This is a genomic window from Amycolatopsis sp. NPDC006125 (assembly GCF_040614195.1).
GTDB classification, from domain to species: Bacteria; Actinomycetota; Actinomycetes; order Mycobacteriales; family Pseudonocardiaceae; genus Amycolatopsis_E; species Amycolatopsis_E tucumanensis.
The window spans coordinates 16,663-32,512 of record NZ_JBEXTZ010000006.1; the positions used below are offsets into that span (position 1 = coordinate 16,663).

17 protein-coding genes are annotated in these 15,850 nt (G+C 70.9%); 10 read left to right on the plus strand and 7 right to left on the minus strand.

Features of this window, described 5'->3' with window-relative positions:
* Positions 1–74: 74 nt before the first annotated feature.
* A complete protein-coding gene (gene ilvA, locus ABZ193_RS04880) occupies positions 75–1,280 on the plus strand; it encodes a threonine ammonia-lyase (protein ID WP_237336156.1) in 1,206 nt (401 codons plus the stop codon).
* On the opposite strand, the gene hppD is transcribed toward ilvA, so the two are convergent.
* Positions 1,277–2,440, minus strand: a complete 1,164-nt coding sequence (hppD, locus tag ABZ193_RS04885) for a 4-hydroxyphenylpyruvate dioxygenase (RefSeq protein WP_237336096.1) — start codon at positions 2,438–2,440, stop codon at positions 1,277–1,279. The genes ilvA and hppD overlap by 4 nt on opposite strands.
* Positions 2,441–2,559: 119 nt before the next feature.
* Between hppD and ABZ193_RS04890 the strand changes: the two genes are divergently transcribed.
* The gene (locus ABZ193_RS04890; protein WP_020421488.1) at positions 2,560–3,033 is read left to right on the plus strand and encodes an Lrp/AsnC family transcriptional regulator; all 474 of its coding nucleotides are present in this window, start codon (positions 2,560–2,562) and stop codon (positions 3,031–3,033) included.
* Here ABZ193_RS04890 and ABZ193_RS04895 read toward each other — a convergent pair.
* The 3 genes from ABZ193_RS04895 to ABZ193_RS04905 form a co-directional block, all read right to left on the minus strand.
* Positions 3,012–3,803, minus strand: coding sequence for an MBL fold metallo-hydrolase (locus tag ABZ193_RS04895; protein WP_237336095.1), 792 nt, complete (start codon positions 3,801–3,803; stop codon positions 3,012–3,014). The genes ABZ193_RS04890 and ABZ193_RS04895 overlap by 22 nt on opposite strands.
* 138 nt (positions 3,804–3,941) lie before the next feature.
* Positions 3,942–4,439, minus strand: coding sequence for a transcription elongation factor GreA (gene greA / locus ABZ193_RS04900; protein ID WP_027936366.1), 498 nt, complete (start codon positions 4,437–4,439; stop codon positions 3,942–3,944).
* A gap of 189 nt (positions 4,440–4,628) precedes the next feature.
* Positions 4,629–5,054, minus strand: coding sequence for a DUF4307 domain-containing protein (locus ABZ193_RS04905; protein WP_027936365.1), 426 nt, complete (start codon positions 5,052–5,054; stop codon positions 4,629–4,631).
* A gap of 103 nt (positions 5,055–5,157) precedes the next feature.
* On the opposite strand from ABZ193_RS04905, the gene mca reads away from it, so the two are divergent.
* Genes mca through ABZ193_RS04930 form a run of 5 tightly spaced genes read left to right on the plus strand, consistent with a single transcriptional unit; the run spans position 5,158 to position 11,014 of the window.
* Entirely contained in the window at positions 5,158–6,069 is a 912-nt protein-coding gene (gene mca / locus ABZ193_RS04910; RefSeq protein ID WP_017984807.1) for a mycothiol conjugate amidase Mca, read from the plus strand.
* A complete protein-coding gene (locus tag ABZ193_RS04915; protein ID WP_354708965.1) occupies positions 6,066–6,386 on the plus strand; it encodes a hypothetical protein in 321 nt (106 codons plus the stop codon). The genes mca and ABZ193_RS04915 overlap by 4 nt, the downstream gene beginning before the upstream one ends.
* Before the next feature lie 37 nt (positions 6,387–6,423).
* The gene (locus ABZ193_RS04920; protein WP_354708966.1) at positions 6,424–8,454 is read left to right on the plus strand and encodes a thioredoxin domain-containing protein; all 2,031 of its coding nucleotides are present in this window, start codon (positions 6,424–6,426) and stop codon (positions 8,452–8,454) included.
* 55 nt (positions 8,455–8,509) lie between these two features.
* Positions 8,510–9,082, plus strand: coding sequence for a hypothetical protein (locus tag ABZ193_RS04925; RefSeq protein WP_354708967.1), 573 nt, complete (start codon positions 8,510–8,512; stop codon positions 9,080–9,082).
* Positions 9,083–9,124: 42 nt separating this feature from the next.
* Positions 9,125–11,014, plus strand: coding sequence for an acyl-CoA dehydrogenase (locus ABZ193_RS04930; protein WP_354708968.1), 1,890 nt, complete (start codon positions 9,125–9,127; stop codon positions 11,012–11,014).
* A gap of 285 nt (positions 11,015–11,299) precedes the next feature.
* Here the strand turns inward: ABZ193_RS04930 and ABZ193_RS04935 are convergent, their stop codons facing one another.
* Positions 11,300–11,545 (minus strand): hypothetical protein, encoded by a 246-nt coding sequence (locus ABZ193_RS04935; RefSeq protein WP_354708969.1) that lies wholly within the window; start codon positions 11,543–11,545, stop codon positions 11,300–11,302.
* Positions 11,546–11,630: 85 nt separating this feature from the next.
* On the opposite strand from ABZ193_RS04935, the gene ABZ193_RS04940 reads away from it, so the two are divergent.
* On the plus strand, positions 11,631–12,209 hold the full coding sequence (locus ABZ193_RS04940; RefSeq protein ID WP_354708970.1) for a TetR family transcriptional regulator C-terminal domain-containing protein: 579 nt from the start codon (positions 11,631–11,633) through the stop codon (positions 12,207–12,209).
* Positions 12,210–12,315: 106 nt separating this feature from the next.
* On the opposite strand, the gene ABZ193_RS04945 is transcribed toward ABZ193_RS04940, so the two are convergent.
* A complete protein-coding gene (locus ABZ193_RS04945; RefSeq protein ID WP_237336092.1) occupies positions 12,316–12,996 on the minus strand; it encodes a TetR/AcrR family transcriptional regulator in 681 nt (226 codons plus the stop codon).
* A 68-nt stretch (positions 12,997–13,064) separates the two neighbouring features.
* Here ABZ193_RS04945 and ABZ193_RS04950 point away from each other — a divergent pair, with 68 nt between their 5' ends.
* On the plus strand, positions 13,065–14,177 hold the full coding sequence (locus ABZ193_RS04950) for an FAD-dependent monooxygenase (protein WP_354708972.1): 1,113 nt from the start codon (positions 13,065–13,067) through the stop codon (positions 14,175–14,177).
* A 7-nt stretch (positions 14,178–14,184) separates the two neighbouring features.
* On the opposite strand, the gene ABZ193_RS04955 is transcribed toward ABZ193_RS04950, so the two are convergent.
* A complete protein-coding gene (locus ABZ193_RS04955; RefSeq protein WP_020421475.1) occupies positions 14,185–14,850 on the minus strand; it encodes a hemolysin III family protein in 666 nt (221 codons plus the stop codon).
* Positions 14,851–14,939: 89 nt separating this feature from the next.
* Here ABZ193_RS04955 and ABZ193_RS04960 point away from each other — a divergent pair, with 89 nt between their 5' ends.
* Entirely contained in the window at positions 14,940–15,716 is a 777-nt protein-coding gene (locus tag ABZ193_RS04960) for an isoprenyl transferase (protein ID WP_020421474.1), read from the plus strand.
* Positions 15,717–15,850: the final 134 nt, after the last annotated feature.

Below are 15,850 nucleotides of genomic sequence, written 5' to 3' on the forward strand. Positions count from 1 at the left end.
TACTCCCGATTCGCCGTACTGACCGGCTCCCAGGGTACCGAAACCCGTGAGGTGCGAGTGGCATGATCCGGGATATGGATCTGGTGGACGTCGACCGCATCCGCGAGGCGCGGAAGCTGCTCGAGGGGATCATCCGCGTCACGCCGATGGAGCACGCGCGTGATCTGGAGCGGGCGCATGGTGGCGCGGTCCACCTGAAGTGCGAGAACCTGCAGCGCACCGGCTCGTTCAAGATCCGCGGCGCCTACACCCGCCTGCACGGCCTGAGCGCCGAGGAGCGGGCCCGCGGGGTCGTCGCGGCCAGCGCGGGCAACCACGCGCAGGGTGTCGCGCTCGCGGCGTCGCTGCTGGGCATCTCGTCGACCGTCTTCATGCCGACGCGCGCGCCGCTGCCCAAGCTGGCCGCCACCCGCGGCTACGGCGCGGACGTGCACCTGCACGGCGACGTGCTGGAGGAGACCCTGGCCGAGGCGGTCGCGTTCGCGGAGCGGACCGGCGCGGTGTTCATCCACCCCTTCGACCACGCGGACATCATCGCCGGGCAGGGCACCGTCGGGCTGGAGATCCTGGAGCAGGTGCCGGAGGTGGCCACGGTGCTGGTGCCGACCGGCGGTGGCGGGCTCGTCGCCGGGGTGGCCTGCGCGGTGAAGGCGTCGCGGCCGGACGTGCGGGTCGTGGCGGTGCAGGCCGAGGACGCGGCCGCGTTCCCGCCGTCGCTCGCCGCCGGTGGCCCGGTGCGCCTGCGGGAGATGCAGACGATGGCCGACGGGATCGCGGTCGGCCAGCCGGGGCCGGTGAGCTTCGCGCACGTGGCCGCGAAGGTCGACGACGTCCTCACGGTGTCGGAGGAGTCGCTGTCCCGCGCGGTGCTGCTGTGCCTGGAGCGCCGCAAGCTGGTCGTGGAACCGGCGGGCGCCGCGGCGGTGGCGGCGTTGCTGCAGTACCCCGGCGAGTTCGCGGCGCCGGTGGTGGCCGTGGTGTCCGGCGGCAACGTGGACCCGTTGCTGTTGCTGCAGATAATCCAGCACGGCATGACGGCGGGCGGGCGTTACCTGGCGCTGCGGCTGCGTGTGCCGGACCGGCCGGGGTCGCTGGTGTCGGTGCTGTCCCGGGTGCGGGACCTCGGCGCCAACGTCCTGGACGTCGAGCACTCGCGGATCTCCGGCGCGCTGGCCCTCGGCGAGGTCGAGATCGCGCTCAAGCTGGAAACCCGCGGGCCCGACCACTGCGAAGAGGTCCACGCCGAGCTCCAGCGCGCCGGGTTCACCGTCGTCGGCTAGAGGTTGCCGCGGCGCTCCTGCTCGCGCTCGATCGCCTCGAACAGGGCCTTGAAGTTGCCCTTGCCGAAGCCGAGCGAGCCGTGCCGTTCGATCAGCTCGTAGAACACGGTGGGCCGGTCGCCGACCGGCTTGGTGAAGATCTGCAGCAGGTAGCCGTCCTCGTCGCGGTCGACCAGGATCCGGTGCTCCTTCAGCGTCTCGATCGGCACCCGCACCTCGCCGATCCGCGCGCGCAGCTCCGGGTCGTCGTAGTAGGAGTCCGGGGTGTCCAGGAACTCCACGCCCGCGGCGCGCATCGCGGTCACCGTGCCGACGATGTCGTTCGTGGCCAGCGCGATGTGCTGGCACCCGGCGCCGCCGTAGAACTCCAGGTACTCGTCGATCTGCGACTTCTTCTTCGCCACCGCGGGCTCGTTGAGCGGGAACTTCACGCGGTGGTTGCCGTTGGCGACGACCTTGCTCATCAGCGCCGAGTACTCGGTGGCGATGTCGTCGCCGACGAACTCGGCCATGTTCGTGAAGCCCATGACGCGGTGGTACCAGTCCACCCAGTGGTCCATCTTGCCGAGCTCCACGTTGCCGACGCAGTGGTCGACGGCCTGGAACAGCCGCTTGCGCTGCGGCGTCTCCCGCGCCTGGAAGCCGGGCAGGTACGGGCCGGTGTAGCGGGAGCGGTCGACGAGGCTGTGCCGGGTCTCGCCGTAGGTCGCGATCGCGGCCCTGCGCACGGTGCCATGCTCGTCGGAGACGTCGTGCGGCTCCTCCAGGACCGTGGCGCCCTGGGCCCGCGCGTGCGCCACGCACTTGTCCACATCGGACACTTCGAGCGCGAGGTCGACCACGCCGTCGCCGTGGCGGCGGTGGTGGTCGAGCAGCGGCGAATCAGGCCGGACGCCGCCGGTGATGACGAAGCGCGCGGAACCCGACTTCAGCACGAACGCCTTGTGGTCCGGCTGCCCGGTCTCCGGCCCGGCGTAGGCGACGAGCCGCATGCCGAACGCGTGCTGGTAGTACCACGCGGTCTGGGTGGCGTTGCCGGAGATGAACACGACGGCATCGAGCGATTTCACGGGGAACGGGTCGGCGGTCTCATCGTGCTCGACCAAACCGACGAGCTGGCGCAACTGGTCGTAGTCGACATCGTCGAGAGCGTTCGTCATGTCTGGCAGAATGCGTAGTTCGTCGCATCCTGGGCAACAGTGGCGCATTTCCCTGGACACATTGACCAGTGTTCGCCGAGGATGATCTATCAAATCGGGCAATGTGACCAGGAGGATGCGTGGACGCGCTCGACGCCCGGCTGTTGCTGTTGCTCACCGACTCGCCGCGGCTGAACGTGCTGGACTGCGCGCGACGGCTCGGCGTCGCCAGGGGCACCGTGCAGGCGCGCCTGGACCGGCTCACCGAACAGGGCATCCTCGGCGGCTTCCCGCCGCAGCTGAACCTGGCGGCGATGGGGTACGGGCTGACCGCGTTCGCGGTGATCGAGATCGCGCAGGGTCAGCGCACCTCGGTGTCCGAGGCGCTGGACGCGATCGAGGAGGTCTGCGAGGTGCACGCCACCACCGGGCAGGGCGACCTGTTCGTCCGGATGGTGGCGCGCGACCACGACGACCTGCAGCGGGTCATCGACGCCGTGGTGAGCGTGCCGGGCGTGCGCCGCACGTCGACGTCGCTGGCCCTGTCCACGCCCGTGCCGCCGCGCGTCCGTCCGCTGCTGGAACGGCTCGCCTACGAAACGAACTCCAAGTAGCGCTTGGCCGAGCGCTGCACGACGTCGTAGCCGTCCTGCCGCACCACCGCGTCCCACCACGCGCCGTAGATCGCGTCGAAGCGGTAGCCGGCGAGGATCTCCGCGGCGCGCCGCACGACCGCAGGCCGTTCCGGGATCAGGTTCGGGTAGCTGTACATGAACCCGACGTGCCTGCGGTCCGGGATCACCTGCACGATGTCGCCGGACAGCAGCGCGCCCCGGCCCTCCTCGCCGCCGGACCAGTGCAGGACCGTGCCGCCGGTGAAGTGCACACCCAGGTTGACCAGTGTGACGCCGTCGCCGACCTGCTTGGTCTGGCCGCTCCACAGCTCGATGCGCTCGTCCGGGCGGCCGATCCACTCGCGGTCGCCCTCGTGCAGGTAGACCGGCACGTCGAAGGTGCGGGCCCACTCGACGCAGGTCGTGTAGTAGTGCGGGTGGCTGATCGCGATGCCGGTGATGCCGCCGCGGCTGGTGATGTGCTCGGCGATCGTGTCGTCCAGGTAGGCGGTGAGGTCCCAGAGGAAGTTGCCGCTCGCGGTCTCCACGAAGAGGGCGCGCTGGCCGATGCCGAACTTCGGGGTGCAGGCGATGCCGGTGAGGCCGGTGCCCTCTTGCCTGATGACCGGCTCGTGCTCGGCTTTCAGGGTGGCGAAGTCGGTCCACCGCTGGCCCGATGGGGGGACGTACTGGCGTTCGTCCTCGCAGATGGGGCAGTCCGCGCGGGGGGAGGCGTACTGCATGCCGCAGGTCACGCAGATGGGGTTCATGTGGTGTGACGCTACGCGGTTTTCCGGGCGCCGGGCTTTGCTTTTGCTTCGCTACGCCCGCGCGGGACCGCACACAGCGAAGCGGCTGCTCCGGGCGATGCTCCCGCCCGGAGCAGCCGCTCCGAAAAAGTGTGGGTCTCAGCCGGAGTAGGGCACGGCCTTGACCAGCGTCACCTTCTGCGTGCTCCCGTTGGGCAGCTCGTACTCGCGCGACTCGCCTTCCTTCGCGCCCAGCAGGGCCTTGCCCAGGGGCGACTCGGGGGAGTACACGTCGAGTTCGCCCTCGGCGCCCTCTTCGCGCGTGGCGAGCAGGAACTTCTCGTCCTCGTCGTCACCTTCGTAACGCACGGTGAGGACCTTGCCCGGCTCGGCGACCCCGTCGTTCTTCGGGGCCTCGCCGACCTTCGCCGACCGCAGGAGTTCCTGCAGGTGGCGGATGCGGGCCTCCTGCTGGCCCTGCTCCTCGCGGGCAGCGTGGTAACCGCCGTTCTCGCGGAGGTCGCCTTCTTCGCGGCTGGCGTTGATCTTCGCAGCGATGACCGGACGATTCTCGATCAGCTCGTCGAGCTCGTGCTTGAGCCTGTCGTAGGCTTCCTGGGTCAGCCAGGTCACCTGGGTGTCGCTCACGGCCACCATCTCCTCGTCGTGCCTGCCGGACATGGGTGTTCATGCCGGCAGCCGCACTCGACCGAGTGCGGCTGGATAAAGGAAAAACACGGCCCGTTCGGGCCGTGCCGGTAGATCAGGGTACCACGGCAGGGCAGGTCAGCGCCGGTGTCTTTCTCAGAAACCGGGCATTCGTCGCGTCATTCACCCCGTTGGCCGCTAACTCCTTGACAGATACTCCGGGATGTCGTAGGAGCAGCCGTACACGTCCGCGGTGACCGGGCGGTCGATGCTCCGCACGACCACGTCGACCCGGCTGTCGTTCGCCGGGATGTAGACCTCCCGCCGCCCGCTCTCGGCGCCGCTGATGTCCCGCGTCCGCACGATGCACACGCCCGGCCGGTCCGGCTCGTCCCGCGTCACGTTCAGCGAGATCGTCATCGCGTTGCCGGGCAGCTCCGCGAACGTGACGCGTTCCGCACTGATGGGCGCGGCGCCCAGGTTCACGTACCCGATCCACGCGACGGCGCAGCTCACGACCAGCGCGATCCCGGTGAAGACCCACACGCGCCAGCGGCGGCTCGGCCTGCGGGGCCGCCCGTATCGGCCGTCCGGCAGCGACGGCGGGGCGCTGGCGGTGCTCAAGTGCCGGGCCTCCGATCGAAGTTGTCGTACCCCCGGGGACAATGGAGGCAACCGCAGTATCTCTCCGGGGCGGAATAGGGATTCAGAAGGGGTCGTTGGACGCATGGTGGGTTCTGACGAGCTGATGTCCGGAACGGGATCGCGCCTGCGTCTCATGGCGGTGCACGCACATCCCGACGACGAGTCGAGCAAGGGTGCGGCCACCATGGCGCGCTACGTCGCCGAGGGTGCCGAGGTCATGGTCGTGACCTGCACCGGAGGCGAGGCCGGGAGCATCCTCAACCCGGCCATGGACCGGCCCGAGGTGCTGGCCAACATGTCCGCCATCCGCCGCGAGGAGATGGCCAAGGCCGCCAAGATCCTCGGCGTCCAGCACCGCTGGCTGGGCTTCGTGGACTCCGGCCTGCCGGAGGGCGACCCGCTGCCCCCGCTGCCGGAGGGCTGCTTCGCGCTCACCCCGCTCGAGGAGCCGGTGCGCGAGCTGGTCAAGGTCATGCGCGAGTTCCGCCCGCACGTCGTGCTGACCTACGACGAGAACGGCGGCTACCCGCACCCGGACCACATCCGCACCCACGAGGTCTCCATGGCGGCCTTCGACGCCGCCGCCGAGCCGGACAAGTTCCCCGAGGCCGGCGAGCCGTGGCAGGCGCTCAAGCTGTACTACATGCACGGCTTCTCCCGCGCCCGCATGCAGGCCTTCCACGACGCGCTCGTCGAGGCCGGCCTGGAGTCGCCGTACGCGGAGTGGCTCGGCAAGTGGGACCCGGACCGCGCGGACGTCATGGAGCGCGTCACCACGCGCATCGAGTGCGCCGACTACTTCGAGGTCCGCGACGAGGCGCTGAAGGCGCACGCCACCCAGATCGACCCGAACAGCCGGTGGTTCTTCGTGCCGCTGGACATGCAGCGCCGGGTGTGGCCGACGGAGGAGTACGAGCTGGTCCGCTCGCTCGTGGACAGCACGCTGCCCGAGGACGACCTGTTCGCGGGCGTCCGTGAGAAGGTGAACACATGAGTCTCTTGTTGCCGGTGACGGCGCCGGTCGCCACGACCGCCCTCGTCCTCGCGCAGCAGCCGGGCAACGGCGACAACGGCGGCCAGGGCGAGGACTTCGGCAAGTCCTCGCCGCTGGGGTTCCTGATCCTCCTGCTGTTCCTCATCGCCGTCGCCCTGCTGGTGCGCTCGATGACCAAGCACCTCAAGCGCGTGCCTGCCACCTTCGACCCGGAGGAGAAGGCCGAGGCCGACGCCGCCGAGGCCGACGAGAAGGACGAGGCCGGGAAGCCCGCGCCCGAGCCGGTCAAGCAGCCGGAGAAGAGCGAGAGCAGCTAGCGCGGCGGCGCTCCAGGGGCCGTGACACCCTGGGGGCATGGCCAACCGACTCGCCGCCGCGACGAGCCCCTACCTGCTGCAGCACGCCGAAAACCCGGTCGACTGGTGGCCGTGGAGCGCCGAGGCGCTCGCCGAGGCCAAGCGCCGGGACGTGCCGATCCTGCTCTCGATCGGCTACGCCGCGTGCCACTGGTGCCACGTCATGGCCCACGAGTCCTTCGAGGACGCCGAGACGGCGCGCCTGATGAACGAGCACTTCGTCAACATCAAGGTCGACCGCGAGGAGCGTCCCGACATCGACGCGGTCTACATGACCGCGACCCAGGCGATGACCGGCCAGGGCGGCTGGCCGATGACCTGCTTCCTCACCCCCGACGGCGAGCCGTTCCACTGCGGCACCTACTACCCGCCCGAGCCGCGGCCGGGCATGCCGTCGTTCCAGCACCTCCTCGTCGCCGTCGCCCAGGCCTGGCAGGAACGCCGCGACGAACTGCGCGAGGGCGCGGGCAAGATCGTCGAGCACCTCGCCGGGCAACTCGGGCCGCTGCCGCCCGCCCCGGTCGACGCGGGCGTGCTCGACGCCGCCCTGCTGAAGCTGACCGGGGAGGCCGACCGCGCACGCGGCGGTTTCGGTGGCGCGCCGAAGTTCCCGCCGTCGATGGTGCTGGAGTTCCTGCTGCGCCACCACGAACGCACCGGCTCCGCCGAGGCGCTGTCCCTTGTGGAATCGTGCGCCGAGGCGATGGCCCGCGGCGGCATCCACGACCAGCTCGCCGGCGGCTTCGCCCGCTACTCCGTCGACGCGTCCTGGGTCGTGCCGCACTTCGAAAAGATGTTGTACGACAACGCTTTGCTGCTGCGGGTGTACGCGCACCTGGCCCGCCGCACCGGCTCCGCCCTGGCCGCCGGCGTCGCACGCATGACCGGCGAGTTCCTGCTCGCCCGCCTCCGCACGGAACAGGGCGGGTTCGCCGCGTCGCTCGACGCGGACACCCTCGGCGAGGAAGGCCTGACCTACGTCTGGACGCCCGCGCAGCTGCGTGAGGTGCTCGGCGACGACGACGGCGCGTGGGCGGCGGAACTGTTCAGCGTCACCGAATCCGGCACGTTCGAGCACGGCACCTCGGTGCTGCAGCTGCTCCGCGACCCGGACGACCGGGAGCGCTTCGAGCGGGTCCGCTCCGCGCTGCTGGCCGCCCGCGGCGAGCGGCCCCAGCCGGGCCGGGACGACAAGGTGATCGCGGCCTGGAACGGCCTCGCCATCACCGCGCTGTGCGAGGCGGGCGTGGCGCTCGACGAGCCGCACTGGGTGACCGCGGCGCAGGAGGCCGCGTCCGCGGTCCTCGGCATCCACCTCCGCGACAACCGCCTGCGGCGCAGCTCGCGCGACGGCACGGCCGGTGACGCGGCGGGCGTGCTGGAGGACTACGGCTGCCTGGCCGAGGGACTGCTGGCCCTGCACCAGGCGACCGGCGACCCGCGCTGGCTCACCGAAGCGGTGAACCTGCTCGACACCGCGCTCGCGAACTTCGCCGTCGCGGACACCCCGGGCGCGTACCACGACACGGCGGACGACGCCGAGGTCCTCGTGCACCGGCCGTCGGACCCGACTGACAACGCCAGCCCCTCCGGCGCATCCGCGCTGACGAACGCGCTGGTCACGGCCTCGGTGCTGGTCGGGCCGGACCGGTCCGCGCGGTACCGGGCAGCCGCCGAGGAGGCCGTGCACCGGACGGGCCAGCTGATCGCCAAGGCCCCGCGCTTCGCCGGGCACTGGCTCACCGCGGCCGAGGCGCTGCTGGCCGGGCCCGTCCAGGTCGCCATCGCCGGCCCGGACTCGACCGAGCGGGACCTGCTGCGCGCGGTGGCCGCCCGTCGTGCGCACGGCGGCGCGGTCGTGCTGGCCGGGGAGCCCGACGCGGAGGGGGTGCCGCTGCTCGCGGACCGGCCGCTGGTGGCCGGTCAGGCCGCGGCCTACGTGTGCCGCGGTTACGTCTGCGACCGGCCCGTGACCAGCCCTGATGACCTGGTCTCAGCTTTGTCCGCCCGCAGTGAACAGGGGATCTGACGCGCTGGTTCCGGCGTAGCGTGTGTTGCAACGTAATCATGTAATCGCGGAGGCGATGGACATGCGCACACACGCACAGTGGGGACGAGGCTGGAAGGGCCGCGGCCAGGCCGAAGTGCCGCCGGCGGACGACGCGGCGGGCTGGTTCGCCGGGCGGCTCCCCGACGGCTGGTTCACCGGAACCCCGGACATCACGGTGGACCGCGAGGAGATCCTGATCGTCGGCGAACTGCCGGCGCTCACCGACGAGTTCGCCGACGACGCCGCCCGCGCCGCCGCCGAGTCGGGGCGCATCAGCCGGTTCCGCGAGGAGACCCGCGAGCACCGCATCGAGATCGCGCGCCAGGCCGAGCACCGGTACCAGCGCAAGGTGTCCTGGGGCGCGCGCCTCGGCGGCACCGAAGAGTTGTTCACCACACAGTCGGTGCCGGTGATGACGCGCCTGCGCCAGCCCGAGCGGCTGGTGCTCGACACGCTCGTCGACGCCGGGGTCGCGCGGTCCCGGTCGGACGCCCTGGCCTGGGCAGTCCGGCTCGTCGGGCAGCACGCCGAGGAGTGGCTCGGCGAGCTGCGCGAGGCCATGTCGAAGGTCGACGAACTGCGCCGGGAGGGGCCGGATCTGGGCTGAGCTCGCCATGCGGGACCGCGGAAGTTACGCCAGAGTAGGAACATGAACCCCGATGCGTTGACCGCGGTACTGGATGGACAGTGGGCCCAGCTGCGCCGGGAGATTCGCGCGCAGTACGCCGGGTACGACCTCGACGAGCCCTACGACCTGAGCACCGAGGAGTACCGGGCCTGGGTGCTGGAGCGCCTGCGGGAACTGGCCAAGAGCGGCTGGCACCGGCTCGGATTCTCCCGCGAGTACGGCGGCGGGGGAGACATCGGCGGCTCGGTGGTGTCGTTCGAGATGCTCGGCTACGGCGACCTGTCGCTGATGGTGAAGTCCGGTGTGCAGTGGGGCCTGTTCGGCGGCGCGATCCAGCTGCTCGGCACGGCGCCGCACCACGAGCGGTACCTGGCCCGCATCATGGACCTGGACCTGCTCGGCTGCTTCGCCATGACCGAAACCGGGCACGGCTCGGACGTGCAGCACCTGCGCACCACGGCCACCTACGACCCGGCCACGCGCGAGTTCGTCATCGACACCCCCGACGAGCAGGCGCGCAAGGACTACATCGGCAACGCGGCGCGGCACGGCCAGATGGCGGTGGTGTTCGCGCAGCTCGTCACCGGTGGGGAAAGCCGTGGCGTGCACGCCTTCGTGGTGCCGATCCGGGACGAGACGGGCGCGCCGATGCCGGGCGTGGAGATCGGTGACGACGGCCGTAAGGCGGGCCTCAACGGCGTCGACAACGGGCGCCTGACGTTCCACTCCGTGCGCGTGCCGCGGGACGCGCTGCTCAACCGGTACGGCGACGTCACCGAGGACGGCACCTACACGAGCCCGATCGAGAGCGACAACCGCCGGTTCTTCACCATGCTGGGCACGTTGATCCGCGGCCGGATCAGCGTGGCGGGCGGCGCGATCCACGCGACCGAGCGGGCGCTGGCGATCGCGACCCGGTACGCGGAGAAGCGCCGCCAGTTCGGCCGTCCCGGCGCGGACGGCGAGACAGTGCTGTTGGATTACCGGGCGCACCAACGGAAACTGCTGCCGGCGATCGCGCGCACCTACGCGCTGCACTTCGCGCACGAGGAGCTGACCCGGGCGCTGCACGACATCCAGGGCACCGCGGACGCCGAAGAACGGGCGCAACGCGAGCTGGAATCGCGTGCCGCGGGCATCAAGGCGATCGCGACCTGGCACGCGACCCGCAGCATCCAGACGGCGCGGGAAGCGTGTGGTGGCGCGGGATACCTGTCGGAGAACCTGCTGCCCGCGCTGAAGGCCGACACCGACGTGTTCACCACGTTCGAGGGCGACAACACGGTGCTGCTGCAGCTGGTCGCGAAGGGCCTGCTGACCAGCTACCGCGACCACTTCGCCGACCTGAGCCCGCTGGCGACCGCCCGGTTCGTGGCCGAGCAGTTCGTCGGCGCGGTGATCGAGCGGACCGCGGCGCGCAAGGTGATCGAGCGGCTGGTGGACGCCGCGCCCGGCCGGGACGACGACGATGTGCTGTTCGACCGCGGCTGGCAGGTGAAGCTGTTCGAGGACCGCGAGCAGCACGTGCTGGAGGGCTGTGCGCGGCGGCTGCGCCGGGCCGCGGAGGCGGACCCGTTCGAGGTCTTCAACGACGCGCAGGACCACGTGCTGCGTGCGGCGAAGGTGCACGTCGAACGGATCGTGCTGGAGGCGTTCGTCGCCGCCATCGACCGGTGCGCGGACCAGGACGCGCGCGCCCTGCTGGAGCGGGTGTGCGACCTGTACGTGCTGTCGAACGTCGAAGAGGACCGCGCGTGGTTCCTCGAACACGGCCGGCTGACGTCGGCGCGGGCGAAGGCGGTGGTCGCCGCGGTGAACGACCTGTGCGCCGAGCTCCGCCCCCACGCGCGACTGCTCGTGGACGGCTTCGCGGTGCCGGAACCGTTCCTGCGCCCCGCGATGCTGCGTTAAGCGCGCGTGCTGCCGTTTTGTTGTTCGGCACGAGCTCCCGGCCGGAGTGGGACCTCGGCGAGGTGCGCCGGGAGATGGCGGTGATTCGGTCGCCACCACCGGTTTGCCGTGCGCGAAGTGCGACCGCAGGTCCTGGCGCAACGTGTTCGCGTTACCTCGACCTGGCCTCCTACGGCGTGGTGAAGCTGACCGATGCCGGCCCGCGGCCGAAGGCCGTGTTCCACGGGCCTACAGCGCCGGCCAGACGACGATGCAGCGCGAAATCGCCGTCTCGCCGGCGCCGCGTCAGGCACGCTTCTTCTCCTTAGCGGTGCCGAGCGCCAGGATCGCGACGACCATCGCCATCACCACGGCGCTCGGCACCACGTACCGCCACGCGCCGGCCAGGTCCAGCCCGCCGAAAAGCCAACCGAACACCCCACCCTGCCGTGCGCCGAGAATCGCCTGGACCAGCGGGACCGCGCCGAGCTGGATGCCGGTCACCAGGCAGACCAGTTGCGCGGCGTCGTATCCCGGCGTCTTCGTCGCCATGAGCACCCCCACAGTGTTTTCGCAATGCGTCTGCATTGTAAGAACGAGCCGGACGGCAATGCAAGTGCATTGCTAAACTCGGCGCGTGCCCAGGCAAGTCGATCACGACCAGCGCCGCGCCGAACTGGCCGAAGCCCTGTGGCGGCTGGCAAGCACGCGCGGCATCGAGGCGGTGAGCCTGCGCGAGGTGGCCGCCGAGGCGGGGGTCTCGATGGGCCGGGTGCAGCACTACTTCGCGTCCAAGGACGACATGCTCGCGTTCGCGCTGGAGCTGGCGAACGAGCGCGCGGGGGCGCGGATCCGGGCGCGCCTGGCCGGGGATCCCGGCCCGGAGCGGATCCTGCGCGAGGTGCTGACCGAGATGCTCGGCCTGAACGCGGAGAGCAGGCAGTTCCTCCTGCTCGGCATCGCCTTCCTCAACCGCGCGATCACCAGCGAGGCCATCGCGACCCGGATGTCCGACGGCGACGCCGAGCTGCGCGGCTTCCTGGCGAGCCTGGTCGCCGCGGCAGTCGGTGAGCGGCGCGGCGTCGACCCGGACCGGGAGGCACGCATCCTGATCCAGCTGGCGGCCGGACTGGGCGTCGAGGTGGCACTGGGACAGACCTCCCCGGATGAGGCGGTCGCCACGGTGGACTACTACCTCCGGCGACTGCTCGGCTGACGAATGTCAAGCCCGGACCCGGATGTTCGTGCTCGCGGCCGCGATCGTGCTCGCGTTCCCGATCAGCGGGAAGCTCGCGGTCGGCGCGATGGAGCGCCTGACGCGGTCAGCGGGCGAGGTGGGCGCCGATGCCGTCGAGCAGGAAGTCCAGCCCCCTGCGGAACGTGGCGTCCGCGTCCGGCCTGCTGCCGTCGCGGACGAAGGCGGCCAGCGCGGGGTATCGGCCCGTCGCGAAGGCCCGTTCCAGGTACGGCCAGGACGCCGCCTGCCACTGCGTCTTGTCCATCCCGCTGGCCCGCTCGGCGCGCCGCTCGGCGATCTCCCGCCGCACGGCGCCGATGACGTACGAGTCGACGGCCGCGACCACCGGCAGGACGGCGTCCGCGTCGACGCCGCGCAGCCCGGCGACCACCGCCTCCAGCCTGGCCAGCGCGTTCGGCCCGAGCTGGGGTCGTCCGCCGAGCAGGTCGGCGAGCCATTCGTGCCGGTGGACGGCCTGCCGCGTGGCTTCGGCGAGTGACCGCAGCACTTCCCGCCAGCCCTCGCCGGAGGGCCGGATCTCCGCCTGCGCCGCGTCGACCATCAGGTCGAGCAGCTCCTCCTTGGTTTCGAGGTAGCCGTACAACCGCATCGGGCCGACGCCCAGCTCGGCGGCCACCTTGCGCAGCGACACGGCATCCAGGCCGTCCGCGTCGGCCAGGCGGATCGCCGCCTCGACGATCCGCTCCCGGCTCAGCGGCGCGGGCGCCGGACGGCTCGGCGGCTCGGGCCTCTCCCACACCAGCATGCGTTGACGATACATCGCATCCTGCAATACGGTGTATCGTAGAAATACACTGTATCGAAGGAGTGCTCGTGAACATCGCCATCGTCGGTGCCGGCCTCGGCGGGCTGGCCCTCGCCCGCGTGCTGCACGTGCACGGCATCGAGTCGGTCGTCTACGAACGCGACTCGTCGCGGCACGCGCGCGGCCAGGGCGGCATGCTCGACATCCACTCCGGGCAGCAGGCGCTGCGCGAGGCCGGGCTGTTCGACGGGTTCCAGGGGATCGCCCGGGGCGCGGGCCAGGACATGCGGCTCCTGGAACCCGACGGCACCCTGCTGCTGCAGGAGGACACGCCCGACGACGCCCCGCTCGACCGGCCCGAGGTGGACCGCGCCGACCTGCGTGACCTGCTCCTCGACTCCCTCCCCGAGCACACCGTGCGCTGGGGGCACGCCTTCCAGTCCGCGGCCGACGGCGTGCTGCGCTTCGCCGACGGCCGCACCGAGGGGTACGACCTGCTGGTCGGCGCCGACGGCGCGGAATCCCGGGTGCGCCCGCTGCTCACCGATGCCCGGCCGGTGCACACCGGCCAGAACACCATCGAACTCGGTATTCCGGACATCGACCGCACCCACCCGGACCTCGCGGCGATGGTCGGGCGCGGCAACTACTGGGTGCTCGGCGACCGCCGGTCCCTGTCCGCGCAGCGCAACGGCGACGGCCGCGTCCGCGTCTACCTCAGCTTCCACACCGGCGCGGACTGGCTGGCGACCAGCGGCATCCCGTTCGACGACCCCGCCGCGGCCAGGGCGCGCCTGCTCGACCTGTTCGCCGACTGGCACCCGCGGATCACCGCGCTGATCGCGGCCTGCGACGACACCATCGTGCCGCGCGCGATCACCACGCTGCCGGTCGGCGTGACCTGGCCCGCGAAACCGGGCGTCACGCTGCTCGGCGACGCCGCGCACCTGATGCCGCCGGTGGGGCAGGGCGCCAACATGGCGCTGCTCGACGGTGCCCGGCTCGGCCAGGCGCTGGCCGCGCACCCGGGCGACCTCGCCGCGGCGGTCGAGGAGTACGAGCGTGAGATGTTCGAACGCACCAGCGCGGCCGCCCGGCACTCCGCCCGCATCCAGGAAATGCTGGCGGCGCCGGACGCGGCCCGGCGCATGCTCGCCTTCTTCCAGCCGTCGGGCCGCTGACCGCCGCTCAGGCGTAGATCGCCAGCCAGACGGCGATGTAGTGCGAGATCGCCGCCAGCACGGTGCACGCGTGGAAGAACTCGTGGTAGCCGAAGGTGTTGGGCCAGTAGTTCGGCCACTTCACCGCGTAGAACACCGCGCCTACGGTGTAGAACAGGCCGCCGACCAGCAGCAACACGAGCGCGGCCACCCCGGCGTGCGTGGCCAGCTCGGGCAGCACGAAGATCGCCACCCAGCCGAGCGCCACGTAGATCGGCACGCCGAGCCAGCGCGGCGCGCCCGGCCACAGCATCTTCAGCGCCACCCCGGCCAGCGCGCCGCCCCAGACCACGCCCAGCACGACGTACCCGGTCGGCTTCGACATCGCCAGCAGCGTGAACGGGGTGTACGTGCCCGCGATGAACAGGAAGATCATCGAGTGGTCCGCGCGCTTCATCCACTGGTAGGCACGCGGGCTCCACAACCGGCGGTGGTACAGCGCGCTGACGCCGAACACGCCGAGCACGGTCACCCCGTACACCGACGTGGCCAGCGCGGCCAGACCGGACACCGTCGCGCCCGCGAACGCGACCAGCGTCGCCACACAGGCGAGCGCGCTGAAGAACGTCCAGAAGTGGATATGGCCGCGGAGCCGGGGGCGGGTGTCGACGAAGGGTTCGGTCTCTACGGTCACACCAACAAGGTTACGGCGACGTAGGTTCCGCGCCAGTCAACCGTGGCCCGGCCCACGTCGCTTTCGGACCCTGCGTACATTGGTTGGACGTGAGTCTTCGCTCCTTCGGGTCCAAGCTTGTCTACGGCATCTACAGCCGCCGTCTGATCCAGCAGGCCGCGGGCAAGCACCCGCGGCACATCGCGATCATGCTGGACGGCAATCGCAGGTGGGCACGGGAAGCCGGCTTCACCGACGTCGCCGACGGGCACCGCGCGGGAGCGCGCAAGATCGCCGACTTCCTCACCTGGTGCCGCGAGGCCGACGTCGAGGTCGTGACGATGTGGCTGCTGTCCACGGACAACCTCAGCCGCGCCACCGAGGAGCTCGAACCGCTCCTGGAGATCATCGCCGACGTCGTCGACGAGCTGGCCCACCCCGGCAACCCGTGGCGCATCCGGGTGGTCGGCGCGCTGGAGCTGCTGCCCGAGCCGATCGCCAAGCGCCTGCAGTCGGCCGCGGCGAGCACCGAGAAGCGCACCGGCATGGAGGTCAACGTCGCCGTCGGCTACGGCGGGCGGCAGGAGATCGCGGACGCGGTCAAGAAGCTGCTGCTCCAGCACGCCGACGAGGGCACGTCCATCCGCGAGCTGGCGAAGATCCTCGACGTCGACCACATCTCCGAGCACCTCTACACCTCGGGCCAGCCCGACCCCGACCTCATCATCCGCACCTCCGGTGAGCAGCGGCTGTCCGGTTTCCTGCTGTGGCAGTCGGCGCACTCCGAATTCTGGTTCACGGAGGCCTACTGGCCCGCGTTCCGCAGGGTCGATTTCCTCCGCGCGCTCCGTGACTACGCGTGGCGGCACCGCCGTTTCGGTACTTGACAACACGTTCCGTGCCGATCCGTTGATTTCTCCTCTACCGACGGTGAGATGACAACCTGGTGAATCACCTGCCTGGCTGCCTGCACGAAACGGCGAACGCAGGTAACTTCCGAAGTGATGGCTCGTGACCTTGC

Bases quoted from the DNA above. Each gene is read 5' to 3' on its own strand.
- ilvA (WP_237336156.1), top strand. From the start codon at position 75: ATGGATCTGGTGGACGTCGACCGCATCCGCGAGGCGCGGAAGCTGCTC.
- hppD (WP_237336096.1), bottom strand. From the start codon at position 2,440: ATGACGAACGCTCTCGACGATGTCGACTACGACCAGTTGCGCCAGCTC.
- ABZ193_RS04895 (WP_237336095.1), bottom strand. From the start codon at position 3,803: ATGAACCCCATCTGCGTGACCTGCGGCATGCAGTACGCCTCCCCCCGC.
- greA (WP_027936366.1), bottom strand. From the start codon at position 4,439: ATGGTGGCCGTGAGCGACACCCAGGTGACCTGGCTGACCCAGGAAGCC.
- mca (WP_017984807.1), top strand. From the start codon at position 5,158: ATGGTGGGTTCTGACGAGCTGATGTCCGGAACGGGATCGCGCCTGCGT.
- ABZ193_RS04915 (WP_354708965.1), top strand. From the start codon at position 6,066: ATGAGTCTCTTGTTGCCGGTGACGGCGCCGGTCGCCACGACCGCCCTC.
- ABZ193_RS04920 (WP_354708966.1), top strand. From the start codon at position 6,424: ATGGCCAACCGACTCGCCGCCGCGACGAGCCCCTACCTGCTGCAGCAC.
- ABZ193_RS04925 (WP_354708967.1), top strand. From the start codon at position 8,510: ATGGACATGCGCACACACGCACAGTGGGGACGAGGCTGGAAGGGCCGC.
- ABZ193_RS04930 (WP_354708968.1), top strand. From the start codon at position 9,125: ATGAACCCCGATGCGTTGACCGCGGTACTGGATGGACAGTGGGCCCAG.
- ABZ193_RS04935 (WP_354708969.1), bottom strand. From the start codon at position 11,545: ATGGCGACGAAGACGCCGGGATACGACGCCGCGCAACTGGTCTGCCTG.
- ABZ193_RS04945 (WP_237336092.1), bottom strand. From the start codon at position 12,996: ATGCTGGTGTGGGAGAGGCCCGAGCCGCCGAGCCGTCCGGCGCCCGCG.